The organism is Paenibacillus sp. PvR098, assembly GCF_017833255.1.
Lineage (GTDB): Bacteria > Bacillota > Bacilli > Paenibacillales > NBRC-103111 > Paenibacillus_G.
On record NZ_JAFIBU010000001.1, the window covers coordinates 80,191 to 94,341 of the forward strand.

Annotated in this window: 14 protein-coding genes; 13 read left to right on the top strand and 1 reads right to left on the bottom strand. The window is 49.8% G+C overall.

The window, feature by feature from the left end:
* Positions 1–107: 107 nt before the first annotated feature.
* The 9 genes from JOE45_RS00420 to JOE45_RS00460 all read left to right on the top strand — a co-directional run bounded on the left by JOE45_RS00420 (position 108) and on the right by JOE45_RS00460 (position 8,710).
* Positions 108–2,633, top strand: coding sequence for an NEW3 domain-containing protein (locus tag JOE45_RS00420; protein WP_210023487.1), 2,526 nt, complete (start codon positions 108–110; stop codon positions 2,631–2,633).
* A gap of 134 nt (positions 2,634–2,767) precedes the next feature.
* The gene (locus tag JOE45_RS00425) at positions 2,768–3,598 is read left to right on the top strand and encodes a creatininase family protein (RefSeq protein WP_210022064.1); all 831 of its coding nucleotides are present in this window, start codon (positions 2,768–2,770) and stop codon (positions 3,596–3,598) included.
* Positions 3,585–5,093, top strand: a complete 1,509-nt coding sequence (argH, locus tag JOE45_RS00430; RefSeq protein ID WP_210022063.1) for an argininosuccinate lyase — start codon at positions 3,585–3,587, stop codon at positions 5,091–5,093. The genes JOE45_RS00425 and argH overlap by 14 nt, the downstream gene beginning before the upstream one ends.
* On the top strand, positions 5,093–6,118 hold the full coding sequence (locus JOE45_RS00435; RefSeq protein WP_210022062.1) for an N-acetylglucosamine kinase: 1,026 nt from the start codon (positions 5,093–5,095) through the stop codon (positions 6,116–6,118). The genes argH and JOE45_RS00435 overlap by 1 nt, the downstream gene beginning before the upstream one ends.
* The gene (locus tag JOE45_RS00440; RefSeq protein ID WP_210022061.1) at positions 6,115–6,858 is read left to right on the top strand and encodes a PIG-L deacetylase family protein; all 744 of its coding nucleotides are present in this window, start codon (positions 6,115–6,117) and stop codon (positions 6,856–6,858) included. The genes JOE45_RS00435 and JOE45_RS00440 overlap by 4 nt, the downstream gene beginning before the upstream one ends.
* 179 nt (positions 6,859–7,037) lie before the next feature.
* Positions 7,038–7,310: a hypothetical protein gene (locus JOE45_RS00445; protein WP_210022060.1), complete on the top strand. Its 273-nt coding sequence runs from the start codon at positions 7,038–7,040 to the stop codon at positions 7,308–7,310.
* Complete coding sequence (locus tag JOE45_RS00450) at positions 7,259–7,759, top strand: isochorismatase family protein (protein ID WP_210022059.1); 501 nt, start codon at positions 7,259–7,261, stop codon at positions 7,757–7,759. Before JOE45_RS00445 ends, JOE45_RS00450 begins: the two co-directional genes overlap by 52 nt.
* A 39-nt stretch (positions 7,760–7,798) precedes the next feature.
* Positions 7,799–8,512: an isochorismatase family protein gene (locus tag JOE45_RS00455; RefSeq protein WP_210022058.1), complete on the top strand. Its 714-nt coding sequence runs from the start codon at positions 7,799–7,801 to the stop codon at positions 8,510–8,512.
* Positions 8,513–8,710 carry a hypothetical protein gene (locus tag JOE45_RS00460; RefSeq protein WP_210022057.1) on the top strand — a complete coding sequence of 66 codons (198 nt, stop codon included), beginning with the start codon at positions 8,513–8,515 and terminating at the stop codon, positions 8,708–8,710. It abuts the gene before it with no gap.
* Between the two features lie 3 nt (positions 8,711–8,713).
* Here the strand turns inward: JOE45_RS00460 and JOE45_RS00465 are convergent, their stop codons facing one another.
* A complete protein-coding gene (locus JOE45_RS00465) occupies positions 8,714–9,652 on the bottom strand; it encodes a LysR family transcriptional regulator (protein WP_210022056.1) in 939 nt (312 codons plus the stop codon).
* A gap of 253 nt (positions 9,653–9,905) precedes the next feature.
* Here JOE45_RS00465 and JOE45_RS00470 point away from each other — a divergent pair, with 253 nt between their 5' ends.
* From JOE45_RS00470 to JOE45_RS23295, 4 genes are read left to right on the top strand one after another with little or no spacing between them, the layout of a single operon-like run.
* Entirely contained in the window at positions 9,906–10,616 is a 711-nt protein-coding gene (locus JOE45_RS00470; protein WP_210022055.1) for an isochorismatase family protein, read from the top strand.
* A gap of 46 nt (positions 10,617–10,662) precedes the next feature.
* Positions 10,663–12,246, top strand: coding sequence for an ABC transporter substrate-binding protein (locus JOE45_RS00475; protein WP_210022054.1), 1,584 nt, complete (start codon positions 10,663–10,665; stop codon positions 12,244–12,246).
* A gap of 21 nt (positions 12,247–12,267) precedes the next feature.
* On the top strand, positions 12,268–13,215 hold the full coding sequence (locus JOE45_RS00480; RefSeq protein ID WP_210022053.1) for an ABC transporter permease: 948 nt from the start codon (positions 12,268–12,270) through the stop codon (positions 13,213–13,215).
* A gap of 28 nt (positions 13,216–13,243) precedes the next feature.
* Positions 13,244–14,140, top strand: a complete 897-nt coding sequence (locus JOE45_RS23295) for an ABC transporter permease (protein ID WP_210022052.1) — start codon at positions 13,244–13,246, stop codon at positions 14,138–14,140.
* The last annotated feature ends 11 nt before the right edge of the window (positions 14,141–14,151 follow it).

The window sequence follows — 14,151 nt, forward strand, 5'->3', positions numbered from 1 at the left end:
TAGGGTTCGGTCGCGTAACGATATCGGGGCGGGAAATAGGCCGTTTCTTGTCCCAAAAGATGACAAGGAGGAGTCAGATGAGCAGTCCGTTGAAACGGAAATTACCGATGAAGAAGCTTTTGTCTTTGGTTACGTGCGCAGCCATGGCAGGTACATTACTTCTGCCGTCATTGGCTGAGCCAGTTCAGGCGGATCGCGGTGTGGTCGATATGTGGAAAGCGATCAAGCCGCTGACCACGATTGCCAGCGCCATGAATACAGGCGCACACCCGGACGATGAGCACAGCGCGATGCTGGCGTACCTTGCCTTGGGAAGAGGGGTGCATACCTCCAGTATTATCGCCAACCGCGGGGAGGGCGGACAGAACGAGATCGGCAGCGAGCTCGGTAACGCTTTGGGTATTATCCGTACCCGGGAATTGGAGGAGGCCTCCAAGGTCACCAATGTCATCCTGGGTATGCTTAGCGAGGACATTGACGATCCGATATTTGACTTCGGATTTTCCAAAAGTCCTGATGAAACCTTGGAAAAATGGGGAGATTCCATCGTTTACGAACGGTTGATCCGCAAAATCCGCGAGCTTCGGCCGGATGTGCTCATCCCTGCATTCTTGAACGTAGAATCGACACATGGTCATCATAGGGCCATCAATGTGATAACCGTACGCGCTTTTGAGGATGCGGCCAATCCCGAAGTGTTTCCTGAGCATTTGGGAATGGGACTAAAGCCTTGGCAGGTGAAAAAGATGTATGTACCGGCCAATAAGGATGATTACACGGTATCCGTACCGACTGGAGAGTACGATGAAATATACGGAGCCTCCTATTTACAGCTTGGGGAAGAGTCCCGTTTTATGCATAAGAGCCAAGGCATGGGCCGCCACTATGAAGAAGGGCCAACGGTTAACTATTACAAACTTCATTCCAGCATCATCGATAAGAATGAAAAGGAATCCGATTTTTTTGAAGGCATCGCTTACACCTTCGAGGATTTGGCTAAGGAAGTAGAGAGCAAAGGAAAAGGAAAAGACAATAAAATAGCAAGTAACCTGCGAGCTTTAGATAAAGACGCGAACGAAGTGATCCGCGCTTATCCGAAATTTGCCGAAGTAGCCAAGGAAGTTCAGGACATGAAGGCTACTCTCAATACCGCTTTGGCTGACGTTAAGGCTTCCTCATTAGATGAACCAACGAAGACCGATCTGCTGTACCGCCTTCAAGTGAAAGAACAGCAGCTGAATCATGCAGCGATGGAAGCCGCCTCCATCGTCGTGAAGGTTAAACCGGCTACCGGCGAGCTGGTTGCGGGCCAAACGACGAAGATCACCGTTACGGCATATAACGGAGGGCAAACGGAGCTTAGAGACGTGAAGCTGTCACTGAACGTCCCGGACGGTTGGGTCGCGCAGGAAGCAGGAATCACAAGGTTTGGGATTGTTGGTTACAATCAAACCGCTAAGGCTGTCTTTGATGTGACGGTACCTAAGGACACCGCGGAATTCCACCCGTACCTGCCGCCGTCCATTACCGCGGATGTGACCTATCAAATGAATAAAGTAGTGAGCACGGTTCATGCCGCTCCGCAAATTCAAGTTGCGGTACTGCCGCCATTCTCCATGTCGCTGAATCCTAGCGCGACGGTGCTAAACACCCGTAAAGCGGATGAACCAATCCCTGTGAACGTGTCCGTTCGCAATTACAACCCGGGTGCGGCCAAAGCATCGTTCACGCTTGATGTGCCTGAAGGATGGGTTGCGGAGCCTGCTGCTCAAGAACTCAGCTTTGCTGAGAAGAACGAAACGAAATCGTTGTCTTTTTCGGTCAAAGCACCTTCGAATGCGGCCATCGGTAAGTACACGGTTACGGCCGTAGCATCCGTCAATGGAAACGCGGTTAGCAAAAAAGGAACTCAGGTGATCGAGTATCCTCATATCGGCAGAACCTATATGGTCCAGCCTGCGGAGCTCAATATCCAAGCGTTTGATCTTGATGTTCCAAAAGGACTGAAGGTAGGGTATGTATCCAGCGGATTTGACGACATCAACGTCTACTTGAGCCAACTGGGCGTTGACGTAAAGATGCTGGAAGAGAAGGATATTCAATACGGCGATCTGTCCCAGTATGATACGATTGTGCTCGGAATCCGTGCCTACGGTTTCCGGCCGGAGTTGATTCCAAGCAACCAAAGGCTGCTCTCCTATGTGGAAAACGGAGGCAATCTGGTTGTGCAATACCATAAGCCGGAGGATAAATGGAAGCCGGAGCTGGCTCCATATCCGATCAAAATCGGTACGCCGCTCATCCAATGGCGGGTAACGGATGAAAATTCCAAAGTGACAATGCTGGCGCCGGAGCATCCGATGTTCAACACGCCGAACAAAATCACCGATCAAGACTGGGATAACTGGATTCAAGACCGTTCGGCATACAATCCGTCGGAATGGGGACAGGAATACACCGAGCTCATATCCAACGGCGATCCGGGTGAAAAAGAATTTACGGGGACCTTCCTGACTGCACCTTACGGTAAAGGAACGTACACCTACAGCTCCCTGGTATGGTACCGTGAAATTCCGAGCCTTGTTCCTGGCTCCATCCGGTTGTTTGTGAATATGATCAGCTTAAAGCAGTAATCGAGATTTAGACGCAAATCCATTGCCGTGGAGCGAAGCGAAGCTTCCGGCTCCACGGCATCATAGATGCAGCCTTGGACGTAGTCGTCTTTATATTGCAGCTATAATCCACCTGCTGGTTGGAGGTTTGATCAATGAATATCATGAATGTTCATGGAAGAGATATAGATCGCGTTCTGGGTCATGTCCGGTTTGCCGTTGTACCGCTAGGCTCGGTGGAATACCACGGTCCCCATTCACCGGTCGGGACGGATGTCATATTGGCCGAAGGCTTTGCCGATCGCTTGGATCCGGAGCTGAAGCCGCTCGTCTATCCCGCGGTGCCTTACACCGCGTGTCCGGGCAAAACGCAGGACTACACAGGGACGATAACGATCCGTCCTGCGGTCATGACCGAATATTTGACAGATATTGCATTGGGGATTTGTGAAATGGGAATTCGAAGTATTTTACTTCTGAACGCTCATGACGGCAATATGGGCGTATCCCGTACGGTAGCGGAAGCGGTAACGGCTCAATATAAGGATGCCAGTTTTCTGCTGGTCAATTGGTGGCAGATGGCCTCCGTCGATTTTACAGAAAAAAAAGGATTATTTCATAACACTGCCGGCCGGGGACATGGCGGACCTTATGAAATGTCTGCGGTCAAGGCGTTTCGACCCGAATTAGTCTCAGTTGAAGATAACGATCCGGAGCTGCATTCAGCTCGGGCGTTGTCGCCGCTTCCTTACGTTCTGGTCGAGGGCGAACCACAGGGCTGGAATGGATACACAGGATGCATTCATCAAATTTCCATTGAAGCGGGAAAGGCCATCGTGGACGAAGCGGGAAGGAATATGAATGAGTTGATCCGCCAGTGGCTGGATGCCCGAGAAGCTGCTAAACCATCCGCGTTGGATGAAGAAAGAGTTAAAGTCGATAACGGGATAGATGGAGAGGGGGATCGACATCATGGATTACCGTGAGCGGATTTTACAAACGGAAGGCAGCGTGTTTCCAGGAAAAACATATACGGAGGTTGTGCTGGAGCCTGCGTTCAACGAGGCCAAGCGCCATTTGCTGGATCCGATGATGGCTATTCATAAAGCCCACTTGATCATGCTTTACGAGCAAAAGCTGATTACTCTGGAGGAAGCGATGCAAATTGCCAAAGCGATTACCGCTCTTTCATTGGACAAGATAAGGCGATCGCCGTATACGGGGGAGTTCGAAGATTTGTTTTTTCAAGTGGAAAGCGAGCTTTTGGAGAAAGCAGGAGACATTGCAGGGAATTTGCATCTAGCGCGAAGCCGCAATGACATGGGTGTAGCGATATATCGGATGGTGCTTCGAGAAAAGCTATCGCACACGCTGGCCTCGGCTCTCCAGTTAAGGGAGCATCTGCTTGCCTTTGCGGAGGAGCATGTTGAAACGGTGATGATAGGCTACACGCATACCCAGCAGGCCCAGCCGACAACGATGGCACATTACATTACCGCTGCTGCCGATTCACTCACACGGGATATTCGCCGGATGAAGGCTGCCTATGCGAACTGCAACCGAAGCAGTATGGGAGCAGCGGCTATGACGACTTCGGGCTTCCCGATCAGCCGGGAACGGATGATGGAACTGCTGGGCTTCGATGAGCTGGTCGAAAATTCCTATGACGCTATAGGGGGAGCGGACTACCTTGGCGAAGTCGCCACGGCGATCCAGCTGGCTGCCATTAATTTGGGTCGTGTGGTGCAGGATTTACTGTTATGGTGTACGCAGGAATTCGGAGCCGTAAAGGTTTCCGTCCCTTATGTGCAGATCAGCTCCATTATGCCGCAGAAAAGAAATCCTGTATCCTTTGAGCATATGCGTTCACTATTGTCCAGCTGCGTGGGCAGCGCGAATACCGTGCTTTCGATGATGCATAACACGCCCTTCGGGGATATCGTAGACACGGAAGACGATATGCAGCCCTACGCTTGGAGAAGCTTGGAGATCATGGATCAGATGTACCGGCTGCTATCGGTGGTGATCGGTACGTTGGAGGTGAATAAAGAGAAGCTTCTCCAGCGGGCTGAGGGAAGTTTCGCCACGGTAACTGAACTGGCGGATACGTTGGTTCGGACGGACGGCCTGTCCTTCCGGAAAGCGCATCATATTGTCAGCAGCGTGGTGAAAAAGGCTATGGCAGAAGGGTTAGCCGCAAGCGAGGTATCTCTGGAGATGGTGAATGAAGCTGCTCTTCAGGTGATTGAACGCCGTCTGCTTTTGGATGAGGAAAAGCTGAAGCAATCCCTGAATCCGGTTCATTTTGTTCATATCCGTACGCTCCCCGGGGGGCCGGGTCCGACGGAAATGAAACGAATGCTGGAAGAACGCAAGCATCAGCAGACCGCTTTAAGCAAATGGCTGCAGGAAGCGCAAGACAAGCGCAGATCGGCGCTGGAGCGCTTGGATGTAGTGATGGCGGGATGGAGTGAAGCCTGATGGCAAAGCAGCATGTCATTCCCTTGCTTGCGGTAGATGGAGGAGGCACCAAATGTCTTGCGGTACTGATAGACGAGCACGGAAATCGTTTGGCACAGGGCAGGGCGGGTTCGTGCAATTACCAAGGAATCGGCAGAGAAGCGGCCGCTCAGGAAATTCGTCTTGCCATTGAAACAGCCATCAAGGAATGGGTTGTATCGCAGGAGAATCAGCAGAAGCAGGCGGATATCGAAGTGGAATGTGCAGTCTTTGGCCTTGCCGGGTTAGATACGGAACATGACCGGGGCGTCCTGATCCGGTTGGTACGGGAGGTATTGACCAGCCTGGGCATAAAGGTAAAGCACCTTGTTGTCGAAAATGATGGATTCGCGGCTCTTTTGGGGGCAACAGGCGGTAAACCGGGCATTCTGGTTATTGCCGGGACGGGATCGATCGTCTATGGGATCAACGTACATGGAATGACGGCCAGAGCTGGCGGTTGGGGTCACCGGGTCGGTGACGAGGGCAGCGGTTATTGGATCGGCAAGCAAGCGATCATCTCCATTCTTAAAGCCGAGGACGGGCGCGGGGAGACAAGCCGGCTTGGTGATCGGGTCATATCACATCTGGGATTAGCCACACCTGAAGCTTTGTTTAATTGGGTGTACGGCTCCGATTATTCTGTAGAAAAGGTGGGCGAGCTTTCCCGGCTGGTTAGTCTGGCAGCTGTTGAAGGCGATACCGTATCGCAGCGCATTTTGTCTATGGCGGGCAGCGAATTGTACATGGGAGCTAAAGCGGTCATCGACAAATTAGGCATAAGACAGAGTGCATTTAAGGTCGTTCTACAGGGCGGCGTTTTACAAAACGATGTATGGGTGCATCGTGTCCTCATGGATCAGCTGCTTCAATACGCTCCCCTCGCGGTATTGGATTCGGTGGAAAATGAGCCGATTTACGGGGTGATGGCCATGGGGCTGTCTCACCTGAGAAAGCTGAGGCTGGCACATAGCGGGGAAGAAGAAAGGGGGAGTCCAAGCCCATGAAACGCAAGCTTTTATTTGTATTCGCGCACCCGGACGACGAGTCGTTCGGGTGCGGAGGCACGATAGCTAAATATAAGGAGCAGGGACACGATATCCTGCTGATCTGTGCAACTTCAGGCTGCGGGGGCAGATCGGGGGAATACTGTTTTCAAACCAAGCAGGAGTTGGCTGCTCACCGCGAGAATGAGCTGCGTCAGGCCTGTTCTATACTCGGAGTGTCGCACTTGGTTTTACTTTGTTATCCGGACGGCAAATTGAAGGAGCAGAATCCGGATGAACTCGCTCATCGGATCGAAGAAGTCATTTGTGACCATCTGCCGGACTTGGTGATTACGTTTCCGCCGAACGGGGTTACCGGTCATCTTGATCATATTGCTATTTCCAAAGCTACGGAGCAGGCGGTGGAATCGGCAGAGCATCGGCTCCCGAGAGAGCGCTGGCCCAGCTTGTATTATGTTTCGATTCCTCACTATTATGATCATTGCGCGGCGTCAGCGCCTGCAGGCGCCACCCCTATCACGGCAAAGGTTCATATAGAAAATTACCGAAATCAAAAAGGTAAGGCGCTCCAAGCCCATCGGAGCCAAGCTTATTCCGTGAACCGTGCCTATCCCGGCGTCATGCAGGGGGATTACCGAGTGATTGGCCATTACGAGTATTATACCTTGTGCCGCGAAGCAGGCGAAGCAGTCGAAATCAAGGAAATGCCGGAGGGCATTCCGGTAAAGGAATTAGTATAATGAAGCCTCAACCTTTTTCTTAACCCGCCTTGCTGCAGCGAGGCGGTCTTTTTATGTAGGGTTGTGTGCGTTTTCATTCAAAAAATGAACCATCACATTCAAATCACGTAATTTACATGTCAACTTTTATGACGTAAGATAAGTTTGAAAATACATCAACCTAAGGAGGGCGTTGGAAAATGGGCAAATACAGCTGGTATGACTTTATGACGGAGCAGGATAAAGCGCATGATGCTGTATGGGGCAAGAAAGAATTGGCCGGGTTTGGAGACAGGCCGGCGCTGCTGTTAATCGACATTTATTACAGTGTATTGGGCTTCACACGGGAGCCAATCCTTGAATCGATGCGAACATGGCCCATGAGTACAGGGCTGGAAGGCTGGGAGGCGTCGACCGCACGGTGGAGCTTCTCGCTTCCGCGAGGAAGAACGGCATACCGGTCATTCACGTGAAGGGCCTGCATACGGGGGTTGATCACTGGAGCCGGGGAAGCAAACGCAATACCAGCCAACTGACGCCTGAAATGATCGAAAAGGGGCGGCAAATCGTCGATGAGGTGAAGCCGATTGACGGTGAGCTGGTGATTGAAAAGGCGGCAGCCAGCGCTTTCCATGGAACTCCTTTGCTGTTCCATTTGATCAGTTTGAGCATTGATACGGTCATCTGTGCGGGAGAAACGACAAGTGGTTGTGTGCGTGCTTCGGTGGTGGATGGGGCTACGCACCGTTTTCGGATGGGCGTTGTTGAGGAATGTGTTTTTGATCGAACACAGGCTTGTCATTATATCAATTTGTATGATATGCATCAAAAATATGCAGATGTGGTGAACCTGACGCATGCCAATGAATATTTCAGCCAGATCGGAGCACGGAACAAGCAAGAAATCGGTATAGTGAGTTAACTTGCTGCCTCTAATACTTCGAGGAAAGGATGATTTCGTTTGAAATATGAATTTGAAGATCATTGCTGGAAAGAATTAATCCCGGAGGAAGTGTTGGAGATTTATAAGCCGTATCATCGGGAAACCTTCGTAGGCAAGCGGCCTGCGCTGCTGGTGGTCGATCTGTATAATTTAGCGTATCAGGGAGGTCCTCGTCCGGTTATTGAATTGCAGAAGGAGTTTCCCAGTTCCTGCGGAATTCATGCATGGGATGCCATTGAACCGACGAAGCGGGTGTTCGACGCGGTTCGCTCGCTGCAATGGCCGGTGATCTATCTTACCAGTGACAGGATTACGCGCTCTAACAGCCGTAAGGTGTCTGCGACGAAACGGAAATCGTCCTCCGTTAGTGAAGACGCCTATGAGATTTTTCCGGAATTCAGTCCGCAGCCGGAAGATTTGATCATCTGCAAAACAAGGGCCAGCGCCTTTCATGCAACGCCTTTGAGTGCATATTTGACGCTCATGGGGGTAGACAGCTTGATTGTTGTCGGCGAATCCACGAGCGGTTGTGTACGAGCGAGTGTAGTAGACGCCTATTCCCATGGCTATCATACGGTAGTAGTGGAGGAGTGTTGTTTCGATCGGAGCCCGATTTCGCATCAGATAAGTCTGTTCGATTTGCATCACAAATATGCAGATGTGATGCATGTGGATGAATGGTTAGGGCATCTTTCACAGCGCCAACCAGGTCAAACGGTTGGAAGTAAATGAATGGGATACAATCGTTCGGGAAGGACCGGACTGGAGGTATCGGAGGTTGGTTTAGGCTGCATGTCCCTCGGTGGATCTTCTGACGGGAAAGTATCTCCAAGGAGAGAAGAACAGATCCAGCCGGCACGAGGGGGAGCGCATGGGATCGTGCACTCCTGCAGCTGCCGGCGATGGATGAAAACGATTAAAGGGGATTAACGCTTATCTGACATCGGAGGAGCTTGTGGAGGTAGACGCCGTTTGCCGATTGGATTGATCGTTGATTTCATCCTCGAAGTGGCGAATGAATAATTGATCAAGGCTGTTTAGCTCGCCTTCACGGTAAACGATAAATAACTGGCTTAAAGGAAACGGGTTGTGTTCAATTTCGATTTGAACCAGCTCGTTTTTTTTGACTTCACTTTTCATATACGAAGGACCGGAGAAAAGAACGCCGAAATTCATTTGAATAAAATGCTTGAGCAAGCTCAAATTATTGGATTCGAATTTAGGTTTATAATTCAGGTTCAGTTGATTGAGCGTGACATCAATGAGTTTGCGGGATTGGGTATCTTTCTGATAAGTAATGAGCGGTTCCTGCAAGACTTCTTCCAAAGCGATTTTCTTGTGTTTGGCAAATCGGTGCTGAGGAGATACATAAAGCATCATAGGTTCACTATAAACGAGCCGGTAGTTTAAATCGGGGTCATTGCTTGTATAACGCGTGATCCCGAGCTGGAACGTTCTGCTTTTCATTAATCGCACCAGCTCCGAAGTTGAATAACAATATACCTTGATGGATACGTTGGCGTGTTTGGATGTGAAGGAATTCATCATCTGCGGAAGAATACAGGATGCGAACGAACTGTTGCAGCCGATCGACAGCTTTCCTGTCGTTCCTGATTTTACTTGACCTACGGCCTCCTTTCCTTCTTGGACGGCGCCGATGATGGAACGAGCATAAGGCAAAAAAGCCTTGCCTTCTTCCGTTAGCTTGATTTTTCCTTTTGCGCGGATCAGCAGGGAATTGCCTAATTCTTTCTCCAATTGACTGATGCGGTGGGATACGGTCGGCTGGGGCAAATACAATTGATTAGCCGCTTGTTGGAAGCTCCCGACTTGATAAACCTTTAGGAAAGTCACAATATGCTCGATATTCAAATCGACCCGCTCCTTCAAGACTTTATGATATATATTGTAACATAATATGCGAAACATATAATGGATAATGAAAAATTAAGTAGTGAATATGTGAAAAAAGAAGATAATGAATTCGTTATCATTCAAAATGTGAATAAATCGATTCAGTTTCAGTTATTTACAACTAGATGAAAAGTAAATATGATGGAATCACAGTAGAATTAAGTCATATTTATGATAACTAATATAACATAAATTCAAGGAGGAGATCGAAATGACTTCAAAAGGATGGGACCGTTATTTGTCGGATCGAGATAAGCAGCATGATGAGTTGTGCGGGAAAAAAGAGCTGAGAGGATTCGGAGTAAAGCCGGCGCTGCTGCTCATCGATATATACTACAGCGTGCTTGGAACGAAACGGGAAGTGATCTTCGAATCCATGAGAACATGGCCGGGCAGCACCGGTCTTGAAGGTTGGGAGGCGGTGGATCGAACCGCGGAACTGCTGGCTGTTGCTAGAGAAAACGATATTCCCGTGATTCACATCAAAGGGCTGTCGTCGCCGATCAAACCGTGGATCGCCAGGACATCGCGACGAGGGATGTCGGAGGAGCTTCGCGGTATAGGCTCGCAAATCGTCGATGAAGTGAAGCCGCTTGAAGGGGAATTGGTTATAGAAAAGTCGGCTCCAAGCGCTTTTCAAGGAACTCCGTTAGCTTATCAGCTCGTCAGTCTTGGAATCGACACGGTCATTTGCTGCGGAGAGACGACTAGCGGCTGCGTTCGGGCTTCGGTGGTCGACGGAGCGACGCATCGATTCAAAATGGGGGTTGTCGAAGAATGTGTATTCGACCGAACCGAATCGTCCCATTGGATCAATCTGTACGATATGCATCAAAAGTATGCGGATGTGGTGAATTTAGCCGATGCCGTCCAATATTTCAAGGAGATTGGAGCGAAAAACAAACGCCTCGTTCAATCGTAATTTACCGGCTTGTCACTACCATTCGAAATAAGAGGGGGAGCAATGTATGAGAACATGGAAATGGGGTTTTACCTGTATACTGGTCCTCTTGATGTTTTTGACGGCATGTGAAACCAGCGGAGGCGGCAGCACATCGGAAGGGACGCAGACTGCAGGAACAAGCTCAGGCGAAGCGGCAGGATCTGGGGAAAAAGTACTGAAGGTCCGTTTTTACGATGATCCGGCTGGCTTTGACCCGGCGAATATATTCCGGATTGAAAACGAGAATATTGCGTTTAACATTTTCAGCGGACTGACAACCTACGATTCCAAAACCGGAGCCATTATACCTGATTTGGCGGAATCGTGGGAGAACTCGGATAATCAGACTTGGAAGTTCCAGCTGCGTAAGGGCGTGAAATGGCAAAAAGGGTACGGCGAGTTTACTTCCGCAGATGTGCTGTACTCCTATCATCGTATTTTGGATCCGGTAACCGCATCGCCCTATGCGGCAGAATTCAACAATGTGGAAAGTTTTGAAGCACCAGATCCGCATACGTTCGTAGTTAAGCTCAAGAAGCCTGACGGCAATTTCCTGCATCAGGTCGCTAACTATCACCAAGGTCAGATTGTGAAGAAAGAAGCGGTCGAGGAGTTTGGAGATAAGATCCGCTGGAATCCGGTCGGAACAGGTCCCTATGCGGTGGAGAAGATCGATCCGACTTCAGAGATCGTCCTCGTACGGCATGAGGAATATTACAAGGGTCCGGCTCCGATCAGCAAGCTTATTTTCTCGATTATGAAAGACGATGCCACCGCTACCATCGCTTTGCAGAATGGTGAAATCGACTTGCTCATGCGCACCAACCGCGAGGAAAATTTGGATACGTTGGAGAAAGCGGGCTTCAAAATGAACAGGGTCGACAACTATGCCGTTTCACTTAAGGTATTTAATTTGGAACACCCGATTTTATCGAATCCCAAAGTGCGTCAGGCTTGGGCGCACGCAGTTGACTTCCAGGCGATTGCTGAAGGCGTGACTCCGAATCTCCAAATGGGCGCTGCCAATCTGATGCCGGAGTGGATGGAAGGGTACAGCAAAAATGTGCCGATATATGAGTATAATCCTGAAAAAGCGAAGCAGCTCTTGCAAGAAGCGGGATATGCGAACGGATTTAAAGTCAAAAATCTGGCCACTTCCGCAACAGGTGTAACGGATCAAATGCAGCTGGAGCAGGAATATCTCAAAGCGGTAGGCATTCAATTGGAATTTGAATTGGTCGATACGCCCACTTTTAATCAAAAGCGCAACCGAGGTGAGTTTGAAACGGCCACTCGTCTCCTGCCGGCTGTCAACCCGGATATGATTTTATTCAGTTTCCTGCATCCGGATAATATTTCTCCAAAAGGCTTGAATGGCGCCAGATACAACAATCCCGAAGTAACGGGTAAGCTGGAGGCTGTGCGTGCAGAAGTCGATCCCGGGAAGCGGAAGGTTCTTTATGAAGAAATACAGAAGATTGCCATGACGGAGCTTCCGTATTTACCGACCTTTGGAGGTAACGTATTCTGGCCAAGCAAACAAAATATTGACGGTGTGGTCATAAACAAGCTGGCGCAGGTCAATTTCTATGATGTAGATATCAAATAACATACCAGGTGGTGAACCGCGATGATCAACTACACCATGAAAAAAGGATTACAGCTGTTTGTTACGATGTTCGGTGTGTTGACTCTCGTGTTCTTCTCCATTCGGCTCATTCCAGGCGATCCTGCTGCAGCGATCGCCGGAGACAGCCTTTCGGCTGAGGCGCTCGAGGAATTAAGGGAGAAGCTCGGACTCAATGCCCCTCTCTGGGCTCAATATATCGAATATTTAAAAAGTATTCTTAGTCTGGATTTGGGTACGACGATCACCACATCGCTGCCGATTGCCGGTTTGCTGTTGAAAGCTTTGCCCATAACGCTGATCATCGCTGTGTTTACGGTGCTACTTTCAGTTATCATCGCCATTCCGCTCGGAACCATCGCCGCTTTCCTGGCCCATAAAGGCAAGAAAGCGTTGGATAATATCATCACATGGGCAGCGATGCTGGTGGATCTGATGCCTTCCTTCTGGACGGCACTGCTGCTCATGCTGTTCCTGTCGCTTAATTTACGCCTGTTTCCTGCGAGTGGTGCGATCAGTTTCGACGATCCGGTCATGTTCTTCATGCGGGTGGCGATGCCAATCCTGGTGCTGGGTTTAACTCAGATCGCAACCTTGGCCAGAATTACCCGAACGGCTGTACTGGAAGTGCTGAATGAAGATTATGTAAGAACGGCCAGAGCGATGGGGACATCGGAAATCATTGTGGTGTTCAGACATGCATTGAAAAATGCGATGCTGCCCATTATTACCGTGGTTGGTCTTAGTTTCGGCAACTTGTTGAACGGTACGGTGATTGTGGAGTTTATCTTCTCCATACCGGGTATCGGTTCACTCCTTGTATACGGCATTAACAGTCGGGACTATCCTCTTGTCCAAAATGTGATTTTATTTTATGCCTTCGTGTTTGTAGCGATTAATTTCTTAACTGACCTGGTCTACAAGAAGTTCGATCCGAGAGTTCAGTTCTAAAACAATCGATTTACAGGAGGGATGGAGCGTGAAACAAGAAGCGGTTCATACGACAATGATCGGGCAAGCCTCAGCATTGCCGCCCTGGAGAATCAAAATTCCTTATTTCATGTTTTTTGTCAGGAATAAAAAGGCCATGTGGGCCGTGCTGATCCTAGCACCCATTCTGCTGCTGGCCGTTTTGTCGCCAGTACTGCCGCTGCAAGCGCCTCTCGAAACAAATGTCCGGCAAAGCCTGTCCTCCCCAACGCTGGAGCATCCCTTCGGTACGGATAAGCTGGGCAGAGATGTATTCAGCAGGACATTGTCAGGCATCAAAGTATCGATGCTGGTCGGTATAAGCGTAGCGGCTATTGCTCTTGTTTTCGGCATAGTCCTCGGGACCATATCCGGATTCTTCGGCAAAACCGTCGATCGTGTTATTATGGGAATTGTAGATATATTCTTGGCTTTCCCTTCTTTGCTGCTGGCGATCGGCTTGGTTGCCGTGATGGGGGCCGGTACGATCCCAGTGATCTGCGCCATTGCTCTCGCCGATGTGCCCCGATTTATCCGTCTTCAGCGCTCGCTGGTGCTGAGTCTGAAGTCCAGAACGTTCATTGATGCGGCCAGAACGGTCAACGCTTCCCAGGGCTGGCTAATGGCGAAGCATATTGTTCCCAATACGATTGCGCCTCTGCTCGTTGCCGCCAGTATCGCCGCTGCGAACGCGATTTTGGTTGAAGCCAGCTTGAGCTTTCTCGGTTTGGGAATACTGCCTCCGGCTCCATCCTTGGGCAATATAATCCGAGACGGTCAATTATATCTGCAGCAGGCTTGGTGGATTTCCACACTGCCGGGTGTTGTCATTCTGCTGATTGCGATCGCGCTGCACTTTTTATCCGACGGTATTCGTGAGGCATTGGATCCGAAAGCAAGAAAATAGCGTGTCACTCT